13 protein-coding genes and 1 tRNA gene are annotated in these 14,046 nt (G+C 62.8%); 8 read left to right on the forward strand and 6 right to left on the reverse strand.

Features of this window, described 5'->3' with window-relative positions; all coding sequences use genetic code 11:
* From WBQ96_RS26630 to WBQ96_RS26650, 5 genes are all read left to right on the forward strand, one after another.
* On the forward strand, positions 1 to 896 hold an 896-nt coding region (locus tag WBQ96_RS26630; protein ID WP_337035951.1), incomplete at its 5' end, for a calcium-binding protein.
* A gap of 128 nt (positions 897 to 1,024) precedes the next feature.
* Positions 1,025 to 2,344 carry a calcium-binding protein gene (locus WBQ96_RS26635; RefSeq protein ID WP_336555696.1) on the forward strand — a complete coding sequence of 440 codons (1,320 nt, stop codon included), beginning with the start codon at positions 1,025 to 1,027 and terminating at the stop codon, positions 2,342 to 2,344.
* 167 nt (positions 2,345 to 2,511) lie between these two features.
* Positions 2,512 to 2,706: a hypothetical protein gene (locus tag WBQ96_RS26640; RefSeq protein WP_244537792.1), complete on the forward strand. Its 195-nt coding sequence runs from the start codon at positions 2,512 to 2,514 to the stop codon at positions 2,704 to 2,706.
* A gap of 265 nt (positions 2,707 to 2,971) precedes the next feature.
* Positions 2,972 to 3,175, forward strand: a complete 204-nt coding sequence (locus tag WBQ96_RS26645; protein WP_091911852.1) for a hypothetical protein — start codon at positions 2,972 to 2,974, stop codon at positions 3,173 to 3,175.
* Between the two features lie 194 nt (positions 3,176 to 3,369).
* Positions 3,370 to 4,785: an MFS transporter gene (locus tag WBQ96_RS26650; RefSeq protein WP_336555692.1), complete on the forward strand. Its 1,416-nt coding sequence runs from the start codon at positions 3,370 to 3,372 to the stop codon at positions 4,783 to 4,785.
* 27 nt (positions 4,786 to 4,812) lie between these two features.
* Here the strand turns inward: WBQ96_RS26650 and WBQ96_RS26655 are convergent, their stop codons facing one another.
* Both WBQ96_RS26655 and WBQ96_RS26660 read right to left on the reverse strand, forming a co-directional pair.
* A complete protein-coding gene (locus WBQ96_RS26655) occupies positions 4,813 to 5,535 on the reverse strand; it encodes an RlmE family RNA methyltransferase (protein ID WP_336555690.1) in 723 nt (240 codons plus the stop codon).
* Positions 5,532 to 6,896: a Ppx/GppA phosphatase family protein gene (locus WBQ96_RS26660; protein ID WP_336555688.1), complete on the reverse strand. Its 1,365-nt coding sequence runs from the start codon at positions 6,894 to 6,896 to the stop codon at positions 5,532 to 5,534. Before WBQ96_RS26660 ends, WBQ96_RS26655 begins: the two co-directional genes overlap by 4 nt.
* 275 nt (positions 6,897 to 7,171) lie before the next feature.
* Here WBQ96_RS26660 and WBQ96_RS26665 point away from each other — a divergent pair, with 275 nt between their 5' ends.
* Complete coding sequence (locus WBQ96_RS26665) at positions 7,172 to 8,101, forward strand: lysylphosphatidylglycerol synthase transmembrane domain-containing protein (protein ID WP_336555686.1); 930 nt, start codon at positions 7,172 to 7,174, stop codon at positions 8,099 to 8,101.
* 57 nt (positions 8,102 to 8,158) lie between these two features.
* On the opposite strand, the gene WBQ96_RS26670 is transcribed toward WBQ96_RS26665, so the two are convergent.
* The 3 genes from WBQ96_RS26670 to WBQ96_RS26680 all read right to left on the reverse strand — a co-directional run bounded on the left by WBQ96_RS26670 (position 8,159) and on the right by WBQ96_RS26680 (position 9,528).
* Positions 8,159 to 8,329, reverse strand: coding sequence for a hypothetical protein (locus WBQ96_RS26670; protein ID WP_165119882.1), 171 nt, complete (start codon positions 8,327 to 8,329; stop codon positions 8,159 to 8,161).
* Positions 8,330 to 8,558: 229 nt separating this feature from the next.
* Positions 8,559 to 8,632 (reverse strand) — tRNA-Gln (locus WBQ96_RS26675).
* Positions 8,633 to 8,826: 194 nt separating this feature from the next.
* The gene (locus tag WBQ96_RS26680; protein ID WP_336555683.1) at positions 8,827 to 9,528 is read right to left on the reverse strand and encodes a phosphoribosyltransferase; all 702 of its coding nucleotides are present in this window, start codon (positions 9,526 to 9,528) and stop codon (positions 8,827 to 8,829) included.
* Between the two features lie 133 nt (positions 9,529 to 9,661).
* Between WBQ96_RS26680 and WBQ96_RS26685 the strand changes: the two genes are divergently transcribed.
* A complete protein-coding gene (locus WBQ96_RS26685; protein WP_336555772.1) occupies positions 9,662 to 10,804 on the forward strand; it encodes a M20 aminoacylase family protein in 1,143 nt (380 codons plus the stop codon).
* A 234-nt stretch (positions 10,805 to 11,038) separates the two neighbouring features.
* On the opposite strand, the gene WBQ96_RS26690 is transcribed toward WBQ96_RS26685, so the two are convergent.
* On the reverse strand, positions 11,039 to 11,962 hold the full coding sequence (locus tag WBQ96_RS26690) for a nucleoside hydrolase (RefSeq protein WP_336555682.1): 924 nt from the start codon (positions 11,960 to 11,962) through the stop codon (positions 11,039 to 11,041).
* Positions 11,963 to 12,075: 113 nt separating this feature from the next.
* Here WBQ96_RS26690 and WBQ96_RS26695 point away from each other — a divergent pair, with 113 nt between their 5' ends.
* On the forward strand, positions 12,076 to 13,950 hold the full coding sequence (locus WBQ96_RS26695) for an adenine deaminase (RefSeq protein WP_336555680.1): 1,875 nt from the start codon (positions 12,076 to 12,078) through the stop codon (positions 13,948 to 13,950).
* Positions 13,951 to 14,046: the final 96 nt, after the last annotated feature.

Consider the following 14,046-nt stretch of genomic DNA (forward strand, 5'->3'; position numbering starts at 1 on the left):
ACAGCCTGACGGGCGATGGCGGAAACAATGTGCTTGCCGGCCTCGGCGGCGCGGACAATTTGACTGGCGGCCTCGGTTCGGACACGGTCGACTATACGGCCTCGACGGCAGGCGTCATCGTCAATCTGGAAACCGGAACCGCCGCCGGCGGCCATGCCAGCGGCGATGTGTTGACCGGCATCGAGAACCTCAGTGGATCGGGCTTTGACGATACGCTGACAGGCATCGATGCCGGCGCGAACACCCTCAACGGCGGGGCCGGCAACGATCTGCTGGATGGTCTTGGCGGCAACGACACGTTGATCGGCGGCGCTGGCGATGACATCTACGTCGTCTCCTCGACCGAAGATCGCATCATCGAAGCAGCCGGCGAAGGCCGCGACACGATCCGCTCCTCTGTCGACTGGACGATCGGCGCCAACATCGAACGCCTCGAACTTCAGGGCACCGCCAACCTGACCGGAAATGGCAACACGCTTGCCAACACCGTCGGCGGCAACAGCGGCAACAACATCCTGCGCGGCGGTGCCGGCAACGATACGCTTGCCGGCTATCTCGGCAATGACCGCCTGGTCGGCGGAGAAGGCAAAGACACATTTGTCTTCAACTCGGTGCTCGGGCCGAACAATGTCGACACCATCACCGACTACAACGTCGCCGACGACACGATCCAGCTGAACAAGGGCATCTTCACCGGTCTGACGGTGGGCTGGCTGACGCCGGCGGCATTTCACGTCGGCAACGCTGCGCACGATGCCACCGACCGCATCATCTACAACAGTACCAACGGCGATCTGCTCTTCGATCGCGACGGAACCGGCAGCGGCGGCGCCATCAAATTCGCCTCGATCTCGGCCGGACTTGCCGTGACGGCCAGCGACTTTTTTGTCGTCTAGGAAAGAACCCAACGATCAGCGAACACGGCCAGCCGGAGGTCAGTTGAGGCGTCGCCTAGGCAGTATACCGCCGACATGTTAGCTTCGCCCGGCATGCGCTCGCGCGCTGTATAAAAGGGAGGTGCGCAATGTCTATCCTGAGTATCGGGCAGATTGCAGAGGCCAGCAAAGAAGACTTTCGTTTCTTCTTACAGAAGATCGTTGAGAGCGACGCGGAGCCGATAATTACGCCGACCCAGGTTACACTGACCGCCGCGAACGGTGACAAGTTTGTCATGAAGGGCAGCGGCTTCGATGGCCGTGTCGGGGTTGTCACCCAAATCGAGGTGCAAAGTCTTGGTCTAAAGCTCATCGAAGTGCGCGAGATCTCGCTGCAATACATGAAAGTCCTAAACGCGATATCGTCTTCGGTCGATGCCTTTGTTGCGATCCTTGGGAATGTAATGGTCGACGGCGGCGTCGGACCCGACATCGCCATCATGGGCGCAGGCAACGACAGTTTCTCCGCCAGTGACGGCAATGACGTCTGGAGTGGCGGGGCCGGAAACGATTATGTCTATGGTGGCGAAGGCAAGGACTTCATGAGCGGCGGGCCTGGCAATGATAGTTACGACGTCGACAACGCTCTCGATGTGGTAAATGAAGCCAGCGCCGGCTCGAACGGCATCGACACCATTCGTTCTACCATCTCTTTCAGTCTCTCAAACGCATATGCCGCGCGAGGCGCGGTTGAAAATCTGGTTCTCAAGGGCCCTTACAACACCAGTGCTACCGGCAACGCCCTCGACAACGAAATCTACGGTAATTACGGCAACAACATCATCGACGGCAAGGCCGGCAAGGATACCCTGTACGGTCTGGATGGAGACGATATATATATCGTTTCGTCGGCTGGTGATCGCGTGATCGAGTATGAGACCGACACCGGCAATGACACCGTGCGATCCTATGTCGACTGGATTCTCAGTGCGCGTGTCGAGCGGCTGGAGCTCCTCGGCACGGCGAACCTGACCGGCAACGGCAACACGCTCAACAACACACTTGTCGGCAACTCCGGCAACAATATCCTGCGCGGTGGTGCGGGTAACGACACGCTGGTCGGCGGGGGCGGCAAGGACACCCTCAACGGTGGTGACGGCTACGATACCTTCGTGTTCAACAAGCCTATCGGCTCCACCAATATCGATAGGATCAACGATTACAATCTCGCCCAGGACACGATCCAGCTGGACACAAAGTATTTGTCCGGCCTTGCGAAAGGCGGGCTGACTGGAGACGCGTTCCACACCGGTACGGCTGCGCACGATGCGAGTGACCGCGTCATCTACAACCCGGCGACGGGCGACCTCTGGTTCGACAAGGACGGCCTTGGTGGCGCCGCGGCAATCAAATTCGCGACCGTTGCGCCGGGACTGGCGATGACGGCCGGCGAGTTTTTCATCGTGTAAGGCGGGATGCGCGGTGGCGTCGGGCATTTCAATGGCATCCCGGCAACAGCGGGGTTGCCTGTGCATAACCTCATCGCGATATGCCGGTTTCCTAAAATCCAATCATTTTCGTTCGCGGTTTTGAAAGTATCCTGCGCCACCCTTGCGATGGGGGCGAATGGAGGATCATGTTGCGATCGGATTTCGCCGCTGTAAGGCATCACCTGGAAAAGGCGCAGACCTATCTGCGCGGCAGTGACCAGGACAGCCGAAAGATGAACGAGGCCATCGAGATCCTTGTTGAGGCAGCGCTTGCCGCCGAGTACAGGGCGCCGAAGGGCGAGGTCATCGCGTTTCCGCTCAAGAGATCGAGCCCTCGGTAACAATTTGTTCACCACGTTTGCCTAGCTTGGCAAGCGTGGGGCGCTGGTGCTGCGTAGCCTCACCAGTTTCTCCTCTCAAACCGCTCATCTGGTGTGTTTCGCTCGGCTCGTCACGAGTTTTCGATGCTGCCGATTGAGCCCAGACTCCCCGCCCTTGAACCACGGACGCAATTCCGCCGCTTGCACCTGATAGCTGCAAGTCGTTAGATTCCTGGGTGATTCTCGCCTGCCCCCGGCGGAAAACCGAAATACCCCTGGGGGTCGGATGCTACTGGATTTGGACAATTCTTTCGACGGGATAGCCCGCAGGATAATCGCCCTTCGCAACGACGGGGATTCCTATAGCGCCTCCCTTGCCGACATGCTGGAGGCGATGCTTCATTCGGTGGATCTGCTCGATGAGGCCGTCAGGATAACCGCAAAGCCCGCCAGCCTCGCTTTGCTCGACAAGATCGCCCTGCGGGCCTGACGAGATTGGATGACGGCAGCGCACGCGCCTTCTCACATAGATTTGAGCGTGGTTTTGCGCCATTCCGGCCCCTGGCCCAACCTCGGGGGCTTGCCTAGGGGCCAAAAGCGGCGACATAGGCTGCGACTCGTGTAAACTCGGCGCAGTTGTCCCATGCAGCCTTTTCAACCGGCCCTCATATCCTGGAAAATTCCGTGAATCGCACAATCCCGCTTATCCTTGCGGTCGCCCTGTTCATGGAAAACATGGATTCGACGGTCATCGCCACATCGCTGCCGGCAATCGCTGCCGACATCGGCACCAGCCCGATCGCGCTGAAACTTGCACTTACCGCCTATCTTGTTTCGCTCGCCGTGTTCATTCCGGTCAGCGGCTGGATGGCCGATCGCTTCGGCGCAAAGAACGTGTTCCGCGCCGCAATCGCGGTCTTCGTCATCGGCTCGGTCGCCTGCGCCATGTCCAATTCGCTGGCCGCTTTCGTGGGGTCGCGCTTCCTGCAAGGGATGGGTGGCGCGATGATGACGCCGGTCGGCAGGCTCGTGCTGGTGCGCGCGACGCCAAAGAACGAACTCGTTGCCGCAATGTCATGGCTGACCATTCCAGCACTTGTCGGACCTCTGGTCGGCCCGCCCGTCGGCGGCTTCATCACCACCTATTTCACCTGGCACTGGATTTTCCTGATCAACGTGCCGATCGGCGTGATCGGGATGTGGCTGGCGACGCGCTTCCTGCCCAAGACCGAATCGGCCGGCGTGCCGCCGCTCGATACTGCCGGCTTCATCCTCAGCGGCCTGGCAGCCTCCGGCGTGGTTTTCGGCCTCTCGGTGGTCAGCCTGCCTGCCCTGCCCCCAAGCGTGGGCATAACGACGCTCGTCGTCGGGCTGATATCGGGCGTGATCTATCTGCTGCACGCACGCCGCAAGCAGAACCCGCTGCTGGCGTTATCGCTTTTCCGCAGCCAGGTGTTCCGGTCCGCCGTGCTGGGCGGCAGCCTGTTTCGCATCGGCATCGGCGCGGTACCATTCCTGCTGCCGCTGATGTTCCAGATCGGCTTCGGCATGACGCCCTTCCAGTCCGGCATGATCACCTTCGTCTCGGCTATCGGCGCGATCGGCATGAAGCTGGTGACGGCCTGGCTGTTCAGGGCAGCCGGGTTCCGCAGGGTTCTGGTCGCGGGCTCGCTGGTTTCAGCTGCAACGATTGCCATCAACGGGTTTTTCACGCCCGAGACACCCTATGCGCTGATGCTTGGAATGCTGCTGATGGGCGGCTTCATCCGCTCGATGTTCTTCACCGGCGTCAATGCGCTTGCCTATGCGGAGGTTTCCGACGCCGACACCAGCAAGGCAACACCGATCACCGCCGTCTTCCAGCAGATCAGCGTGGCACTCGGCGTGGCGCTGGCCGGCGGCATACTGGAAGTCTCGACGCAACTGCATGGCGGGCCGCTGACGCTGGCCGATTTCCACACCGCGTTCTTCATCGTTGCCGCGGTTTCCGCCGTCGCATCGCTGTCTTTCCTGCGGCTGGCACCAGACGCCGGCAGTGCGGTGTCAGGCTATGGCGGTCGGACCGCCAAGGCGATCGAGGCAACCCCACCGCAAAGCTGACGCGGCGGTGGATCGGCCTGTCCGCGCCTACTCTTCGGCGGGAACGGTGCGGCCCTTGAAATCCTTGGCGAGCAGGTAAAGCTCGGCCGATTCCTCACGCGAGGCCGGCGGCTTGACGTGATGGACCGAGCGGAAATTGTGCTTGAGCTGCGTCAGCAAGGTGGATTCCGTGCCGCCCTGAAAGGTCTTGGCCAGAAAATGCCCGCCCGGCTTCAACACCGAAATGGCGAAATCAGCCGCGACCTCGCACAGATGCATAGTGCGGATATGGTCGGTGCGGCGATGGCCGGTCGTGGGAGCCGCCATGTCGGAGAGCACCAGATCGGGCTCGCCGCCCAGCATCTCCAAAAGCTTGGCCGGAGCGTCATCGTCGAGAAAATCCATCATCAGCACCGGCGCGCCCGGCACCGCGTCCATGCCGAGATAGTCGATGCCGACGACATGCGGATGTTCCGCCGTCGATTTGGTGCGGGCAGCCGAGACCTGGCACCAGCCGCCGGGTGCGGCGCCAAGATCGATGACCCGCATGCCCGGCTTGAGCAGATGGTGGCGGTCGTCGATCTCGATCAGCTTGTAGGCGGCGCGCGAGCGGTAGCCGTCAGCTTTCGAGCGCTGGACGTAGGGATCGTTCATGTGGCGTTCGAGCCAGCGGCGCGAGGATTCCTTCAGGCCGCTCTTCTTCTTGATGCGCGTTTTCAGGACGCGTATGCCGCCGGGGCCGGATTTGCCGGGTTTTTTTGGGCCAGTCATTGCCGTGGTCCGTTTCGCCAGTTGCGCCGCCAGACACCGTCCTCGGCCATCAATTCACTCAATATGCCTTCGCGCAGGCCCCTGTCAGCCACCCGCAGCCGTTCCGACGGCCAGACGCGGCGGATGGCTTCCAGAATGGCGCAGCCGGCCAGCACTAGGTCGGCGCGATCGGCACCGATGCAGGCATTGGCCACGCGCGCCTGGAAATCCCAGCCGAGCAGCTTTTCGATCATGTGGTCGACGCTGGCATTGTCCATCCAGAGCCCATCGACGCGGCGGCGGTCGTAGCGCTCGAGCCCGAGATGGACGCCGGCGAGCGTCGTGACCGTGCCGGAGGTTCCAAGCAGGTGAAAGCGCGAGCCTTCCATCAGGTGGTTGATGCGGTCGCGACCTTCGAAAACCGATAGCATGCCGGTCACGTCTGCCACCATGGCGTCGAAAATCTCCGGCGTGACGTGACGTCCGCCAAAGCGCTCGGCGAGCGAAACGACGCCGACCGGCAACGAGGTCCAGGAAACGATGTGGTTGGCGAGCCGCGGAGACCGCTGCTTCGACAGATCGATCAGCGCGATTTCAGATGAACCGCCGCCGATGTCGAACAGCACGACGCCGTCCGTGTCGCGCTCGACCAGCGAGCCGCAGCCGGAAACCGCAAGGCGCGCTTCGGTCTGGCGATCGATGATTTCGAGCTTGAGCCCTGCCTCGGCCTCGACCCGCTCGAGGAACTCCACGCCGTTGGCAGCCGAGCGGCAGGCTTCGGTGGCGATCAGCCGGGCGCGCCTGACCTTGCGGCTGCGCAGCTTGTCGGCGCAGATCTTCAAGGCTTCCACCGCGCGATCCATGGCGGCATCGGACAGGCGGCCGCTGGCCGTCAGCCCCTCGCCCAGCCGCACGATGCGCGAAAAGGCATCGACGACGCGGAACTGGCCGGGGCGGCCGGGAACAGCCACGAGCAGGCGGCAATTGTTGGTGCCAAGATCCAGTGCTGCAAAAACCGGCAGTTCCGCATTGAAATGCCTGTCCGGCGCATTTGGTCGCCTGTCCGCCGTCGGGGCGGCAGCGGCTGCCGGATTCTGGGCCGCGACCGGCGCGCTTGGCGCTCCCGGCGCAGCCTTGCCGTCGCCGTCAGGCTTTACGCCATCACGCGCAAAAACCTTGCGGCCGCGCTTGCGCTTGCGCCGTTTCTTGCCTTTTCCTGGCTGCTGCGGTGCATCGGCCCTCGCGTGCCCGTTGCCGGATCGAGGGCCCGGCGCCCGGTTTTCCCGGTTTGCCGGCGGGTTGCCTGCGCCGTTATCCGGCGACCGCAACCCCCTGTACGCGCCCGCATCCGGCGCCTCTGCGCCGGGTTCGCGGTCTTCCACGTCGAATGTCCTTTTTGCGCCGCGCGAACCGGAACCGGACGCCGCACACGCTTTTCAATTTTTCAGTTGAAACGACGATAGCAGCGTGTCGACCAATCACCAAGGGTAGCCTGAGGAATTTTAGCCGGGCGACCACTTGCCGCCACGTAGACGGTTGAACAGCCGGCTTCGATAAGGCATTGCTGAAAGACGTTACCGCGAAGCGTGGCCGGTTCAGGCGCGCTCCCCCACGAAGACGCCACGAAAGGACACTCGCTGCGCATGGCCGGAACGCGATGAAGTTGAAGTCTTACATCTGGCCCGTGGTCGGGCTCTGCGCTGTCGGCTTTTCCGTTTGGCTGCTGTATCACGAACTGCGCGGCATATCGGTCGAGGATGTCGGCGAGGGCCTGGCGGCAATTCCCCTGCACGGCTGGATACTTGCAGGCCTCAGTTCCATCGTTGCCTATGCAGCCCTTGCCGGCTACGACCACATCGCGCTGATGCATCTGGGCAAGAAGGTTTCCTTCGCCTTCATCACCGTCTGCTCCTTCACCACCTACGCGCTGTCGCACAATATCGGTGGCTCCGTGCTTTCGGGCGCCGTGATCCGCTACCGGGCCTATACGAGCAAGGGGCTCACCGGCCAGGAGGTGGGCATTCTCGTTGCGCTATGCTCCTTCACCTTCGCGCTGGGCGCGCTGCTGCTTGGGGCGGTCCTGCTTTTGTCCGAGCCGGAAGTGCTTGAGCGATTCGTCGACATCCTGCCGATCTCGGCCTCACGAATGACGGGCGGGCTGATTCTCGCGCTTATCGGCCTCTACATCCTCGGAAGCTGGCTCGGGCTGAAGCCGCTGCGGCTCGGCGGCCTGCAAATCCACTATCCGCGCCTGCCGATCGTGGTGCGGCAGTTGATCATCGGGCCAATGGAACTGATGGCGGCAGCCGCGATCATCTATTTTGCTCTCCCCGAGCAGGGAAACCCCGGTTACTTCATCGTTCTCGGCGTTTTCGTGATCTCGTTTTCGGTGGCGCTGCTGTCGCATGCGCCGGGCGGGATCGGGGTTCTGGAAATCGTCTTTCTCGCCGGGCTTTCGGACATGAACCCGGCGGCGGTGCTGGCGGCACTGCTGGTGTTCCGCCTGTTCTACCTGATCATCCCGCTGGTGCTGGCGCTGGTGGTGGTGCTGGTGTTCGAGAAATCACAGTTCGCACAGCGAGAGTGAAGGCGGAGTCCGGGTACGACTCAAATCGATGTCACACCCGAAGCCACGACGAGCCGCTTACCAACGCGGCGAGAACAGCCGCCAGTTGGTGTCCTGATAGCACAGGCCGGCTTCAAAAGGCCTGTCCCGGCAAATGCCTGCCGGTTGCTGCTGCACGGGTGCTGTCTGGCAGCCGGCAAGCACGGCGACAGCGCCCAACAAAGTCCACACCACTAAGCTTCGCGTCATCGCCTGATTCTCCGTTTCTCGTAAGAACCTAACATGTAGGTCGGCGAGGTGAAGCGCCAAGGGTTGGAGTTTGGCGGGGATCGTCGCCCCCGCGACAGAATCAAAAAGAGTGAGACAGCGAAGGCCAAGGCGCAACGGCCGCACGAGTTCGGAAAATGCCCCGGAAAACTGTTCCGGTTGGCTTTTTCTGATATTCTCTAAGCAGCCGATCTGATTGTGAATATAAGTCTGGCTGGGGAACCTGGATTCGAACCAGGACTAACGGAGTCAGAGTCCGTGGGTCTACCGTTAACCTATTCCCCAAAAGCGAGAGATTTCAATCGCTTGGCTGAAAGAGCCGGTTTGGTGCAACGCACCGTTTTGCCCCGGTCAGGCAAAACCCGCTCCCTTTCGGTGGCGCCTTTTAGCACATCCGCCTCATCTATCAAGCCCTCGAATGCGCTGCATCGAAAGAATGATGCGGCTTGGCCAAGGCGCCCGGATGCCGACGTTCCAGCCTATGCTTTCTCGGCCAGCCATGTGCCTTGCTCCGTGCGTTTCAGGCGGGGCGACGAGATGGCGCCGTGGATGTTCTTGACGAAGGATGCGTCGTGTTGGCCAAGGGCGGCGCGCCAGTTGTCGCCCTGAAGCATGGCGACGACTGCGGCCAACGGCTCGATGCCGGCCTTTCGCAACAGGCGCAGCACGGCCAGCATCGACGTGCCTGAACTCACCACATCGTCGACCACGATGACCCGCCTGCCCCACAGCAGCGGCAGCATGCGCGGGTCGACGTAGATGCGCTTGGCGTGGGCCGGGCTGGTGATCGAGCTCATCGGCTCGGAGAGCGCGTCGTCGTACCAGAATTTGCGCGAGGTTCCCAAGGCGACCATGCGGGCGTGGCCGAGCCGCCTAGCTACGCCATTGGCCAGCGGCAGGCCGAGCGTCGGCACGCCGATGACGACTTCCGGATCGTAGGCCGCGGCAAGTGCCGTCATGGCGTCGGCAAGTGCGTCCTCCACGGCAAAGCTTGCCTGGTTGACGATGAGGGAGGCCACCGCCTTGTCCTCGCCGCCGGGCAGCACACGGATGGGCAGCGCGATCTGGCGGCCGTCGGGCAGCGTTGCAGGATAGAGGTCCGCGAAGCCGTCCTGCGGGTTCGTCTCAAAAGTCCCGGCGGGATAGACGGTCTGCCAGAATTCATGCGGGGCAAGTGGCAAAACGGGTCTTTCTGTTGCAGAAGGAAGATGCGGCGAAAATGGCCCTGCGCGCCGCGAGGATTCGCAAGGCAGGGCCGGACGGAGTTTTACGGTGAAGACAGCGGGCAGCCAAGACGATCATGCGGAATTCGAGATGCTGGCAGCTTTGCGGCGCGACATCCATGCCAATCCCGAGCTCGGCTTCGAGGAAATCCGCACCAGCGGCATCGTCCAGAAGATGCTGGCTGAGGCCGGCATCGCGGTTCATGCGGGTCTCGGCAAGACCGGTGTCGTCGGCACGCTGAAGCTTGGCGACGGGTCGCGGCGGATCGCATTGCGCGCCGACATGGACGCGCTGGCCATGCCCGAAACCGCCGAGGACCGCGCCTACAAATCCACCACGCCCGGCAAGATGCATGCCTGCGGCCATGACGGCCATACGGTGATGCTTTTGGGGGCGGCGCGCGAACTGGCGCGGCGCAAGAACTTTTCCGGCACCGTGCATTTTATCTTCCAGCCGGCCGAAGAAGGACGCGGCGGGGCGAAGGCGATGATCGAGGATGGTTTTTTCAGGAAATTCCCGGTCGATGCGGTCTATGGGCTGCACAACATGCCGGGCATCGCCACCGACAGCATGGCCGTGGTGGCCGGGCCGCAGCTTGCCTCGTCCGACCGCTGGATGGTGACGTTTCGCGGCATCGGCACACATGGCGCCAAGCCGCATCTCGGCCGCGACGCGATGACGGCGGCGGGCCAGTTCCTGACGGCGCTGCATACGATCGTTGCGCGTCGCGTCGACCCGCTGCAGCCGGCAGTGGTCAGCGCCTGCGCGATCGAGGGCGGCAGCTTCGAGGCGCTGAACGTCATTCCCGACACCGTGAAGATCGGCGGCACCTCGCGCGCCTATTCGGCGGCCGTACGCGATCAGATCGAAGAAGAGATCGGCGCGCTGGCGCAGGGCTCGGCGAAGCTTTTCGGCATCGAGGCCGACTACCGCTACATCCGCCAGATGCCACCCGTGGTGAATGATCGTGATGCGACGCGGCGGGCGCTGGCGGCGGCACAGAGTGCGCTCGGCGCCGACAAGGTGATGACCGAGTTTCCACCCTCCACCGCCGGCGATGATTTTGCGATGTTCAGCCAGGAGGTGCCGGGCGCCTATGTCTGGCTCGGCAACGGCCCGGCGGAGGATGGCGCGCTGCATCACAACAGCCGGTATGATTTCAACGATACGGCGATACCGGCTGGGGTGCGATTCTGGACGACGCTGGTGGAGCAGGAGTTGGCAGGGGTGTAGGGTTTTTGGCGGAGAGCGCGAGTTCGGGCAGGACCAGCCTTCGTCGTTCTCGCTAGAATAGCCCCTCTCCGTCTCGGCTTCGCCGAGCCACCTCTCCCCATTTCATGGGGCGAGGAACCCAAGTTCTGTAATGCCGCGACCTCAGCGAGTGCCGGTTCCTCGCCCCCGCCTTGCGGGGGAGAGGTGGCGCGCGAAGCGCGACGGAGAGGGGGACGCGGCTGGATTATCGCGCGCTCAGCCTACCAACCTCTCAAACAGCAGCTTAAGCGCCCCTTCCCCATCGACCTTCATAGCAACGGAAATAGCATCGCCCTTCTCGTCATCGATCGTCAGCGCGCCGGCGTCCCGCGTCGTCCCCGTATCGACCGCGATTTTCAGCGTCTCGCAGCCGAACAGCTTTTCATCCAGCGCCAGAAGCATGACGCACGGATCATGCAGCGGTCGGCTTTCACCGCCGGTGGTCGATTGGAAATAGGCGTCGATGAGTTCGCCAGAAGATTTTGCTGCCGGCACGGCGGTTGCCTGAAGGGCTGCAGTGTAGTCGCGCGTGGCCCGAACCTTGCGCGTCACGTCGAGCGGGATCAGCGTGAAATTCAGGCCGGCGCCGAATACGATTTCGGCTGCTTCCGGGTCGGCTGCGATGTTGAACTCGGCGCGCGGGCCGATGTTGCCGGGCTCGTGCACCGCCCCGCCCATGGCGATGACGCGGCCGATGCGCTTGGCCGAGGCGGGGTGGTCCTGCACCAGCCGGGCGATGTTGGTGAGCGGGCCGAGCGCGAGGATGTCAAGCGAACCGGCGGGCAGGTCGTCCAGCAGTTTCGCCAGCCATGCCGGCGCATCGTTGCCCGTCACCGGCGCCAGTGGCTCCGGAAATGCCACGCCGCCAAGGCCGTCATTGCCATGGATTTCGGTGGTGTCGAAACCCTTTCGCGACAGCGGCCCGGCAGCGCCCGAAACCACGGGGATACCAGCGCGGCCCTCAAGCGCCAGGATGCGGCCGGCATTACGCGTCGTGGTGGCGATGCCGATGTTGCCGGCCACCGTGGTGATGCCCCTGACGTCGAATTCCGCCGATTTCAGCGCGAGTAGGATCGCCACCGCATCGTCGATGCCGGGATCGGTGTCGATGACGACGGTGCGGGCGGGAGCGGTTGGCATAAGGGCGCGGCCTTTCGTTTCAGGGGCGATTCGAATATGGCTTCGCTTCCCATTTTCGGGTCAGGTAAAGCAAGCTGAAATGCTTGGCCCAAACGTATCGAGTGAGTTTGAAATTGTCCGAGACGACCCGCCTTCCCGACGATCTGCTGATCAACGCCGCCGACGAAATCCGCATCCGGCAGGATCTCGTGCTGGTGGCGCTCGGCAAGCGCGAGGCCGACCGCGTGGTGCGCGTCGGGCGGCTGCTCGACGTGCATACCGGAACGTGGATGGAGGATTGCGAGGTTGCAATGCGGGGACGCCGCATCGCCTATGTCGGCCCGGCGGGGACGTTTGCCGGCACGGCGCGCGAGGTGATCGACCGCACGCATCTTTCGGCTGTGCCGGGGTTCGGCGAAATCCACAAGCATATCGAAAGCTCGCATCTGACGCCTGAGCATGAGGCCGCACTCGTCATGCCGCGCGGCAACACATGGACCTGCGAGGCGAGCCACGAATTCTCTAACGTCAACGGGCCGAAGAACCTCGAATTCTGGCTGACGGCGCGGCAGGCCGGCTCGCCGATGAAGATCTTTCCCCTGCCCGGCTCCGCGGTGCCGCCCACGGCCTATGAATGGGGCGGCGGTCATTTCGGCTATGCCGAGCAAGCGGGCTTTCTGGCGCAAAGCGCCATGGTGGCCGGGCTGGACGAAGTGATGGACTGGCCTGCCGTGTGGAACCCGCAGAACCCTTCCTATGAGCGGCTGTGGGGCATGATCCAGGCGACCTTCGAGCAGCGCGGCGTGGTCGAAGGCCATGGCGCGGGCCTGCGCGATCTGCCGGAGATAAACGCGTTTGCCGCCGCCGGCCTGTCCTCCGACCATGAGGCGTGGACGCCGCAGGAGGCGTGGGACAAGCTGCGGCGCGGCATTTTCATCGAGATACGCCCGCATTCAATGCCCGATATCATCGGCGGATTGCTGGAGCGTGGCCTGCGTGACTGGAGCCAGGTTGCGTTTGCCACCGACGACCGCAGCGCCTCCGACACGCTGAAGATGGGCGCGACCGACCACAATGTGCGCCTTGCCATCGAAAGCGGGTTGACGCCCGAGGTCGCCTATCAATGCGTGTCGATCAACCCGGCGCGGCATATGCGGCTGACGCCTTTCGTCGGCTCGATCGCGCCGGGGCGTTTTGCCGATATGGTGTTGCTGGACGACGCAGCCACGGTGTCGCTTGCCGAGGTGTGGGCGGATGGCGAGCAGGTGTCACAGGGAAAGAATTTTGTCGGTCATTTGCCGGCTATCGATTGGCCCGAATGGGCGACGAAGACGGTCAATATCGAACGACAGATGACGACCCACGACTTTGCCATCCCCGCCGAGAGTGGGCGTGACACGATGCAGGCGGCGCTGCTGCGGCCCTTCCACTGGGACGACAATTTCATCACCACCGAACTGCCGGTTTCGGACGGTGCAGTGCAGCGCGATACCGCGCGCAACATCACCAAATTCGCCGTCGTCGACCGCTTTTCCGGCGAGGGCAAGGTCGCAAAAATGTTCTGGCTGGGCTGCGGGCCGAAGACGCCGGACACAGCCGTCGGCTGCACGGTGGCGCATGACAAGCACAATATCTGGGTCGTCGGCTCGTCCGATGCCGCGATGGCGGAAGTGGTCAATCGCATCCGCGACAACCAGGGCGGCTGGGCACTGGTGACAGGCGACGAGGTCGTTGCCGATGTGCGCTATGAGGTCGGCGGACTGATGACCAACCGGACCGCCGAAGCGCTCGATGCAGAGATGCAGGCTTTCTATGTCGAGGCGAACAGGATCGAATGGCTCTACGAGCCGACGTTTTCGCCGCGCTGGTTCCCCGGCTTTCCCGAGCGGCTGCAATTCGCGACGCTGACCTGCGCGCCGTGGCGCTGGGTGTTGGTGGCGCCGACAGAGGCCGTGCCGCAGGGGTTTGTTAATGTGCAGACGGGAGAGCGCCACAAGGTGGTGTGGTAGGCACTGGGGGACAGTTTACTTTGGGGCTGTCCTAGGAGATTTGTTCTCTTAGGATGGCATGATGCGGTTAAAGCACTCGAAACTCACGATAATTCA

Origin of the sequence: Mesorhizobium sp. CCNWLY176, from assembly GCF_037153935.1 — a bacterium.
GTDB classification, from domain to species: Bacteria; Pseudomonadota; Alphaproteobacteria; order Rhizobiales; family Rhizobiaceae; genus Mesorhizobium_M; species Mesorhizobium_M zhangyense.

Excerpts from the sequence above, each read along its gene's own strand:
- WBQ96_RS26645 (WP_091911852.1), top strand. The coding sequence starts at position 2,972 with ATGCTACTGGATTTGGACAATTCTTTCGACGGGATAGCCCGCAGGATA.
- WBQ96_RS26640 (WP_244537792.1), top strand. The coding sequence starts at position 2,512 with ATGTTGCGATCGGATTTCGCCGCTGTAAGGCATCACCTGGAAAAGGCG.
- WBQ96_RS26670 (WP_165119882.1), bottom strand. The coding sequence starts at position 8,329 with ATGACGCGAAGCTTAGTGGTGTGGACTTTGTTGGGCGCTGTCGCCGTG.
- WBQ96_RS26665 (WP_336555686.1), top strand. The coding sequence starts at position 7,172 with ATGAAGTTGAAGTCTTACATCTGGCCCGTGGTCGGGCTCTGCGCTGTC.
- WBQ96_RS26655 (WP_336555690.1), bottom strand. The coding sequence starts at position 5,535 with ATGACTGGCCCAAAAAAACCCGGCAAATCCGGCCCCGGCGGCATACGC.
- WBQ96_RS26690 (WP_336555682.1), bottom strand. The coding sequence starts at position 11,962 with ATGCCAACCGCTCCCGCCCGCACCGTCGTCATCGACACCGATCCCGGC.
- WBQ96_RS26685 (WP_336555772.1), top strand. The coding sequence starts at position 9,662 with ATGCTGGCAGCTTTGCGGCGCGACATCCATGCCAATCCCGAGCTCGGC.
- WBQ96_RS26635 (WP_336555696.1), top strand. The coding sequence starts at position 1,025 with ATGTCTATCCTGAGTATCGGGCAGATTGCAGAGGCCAGCAAAGAAGAC.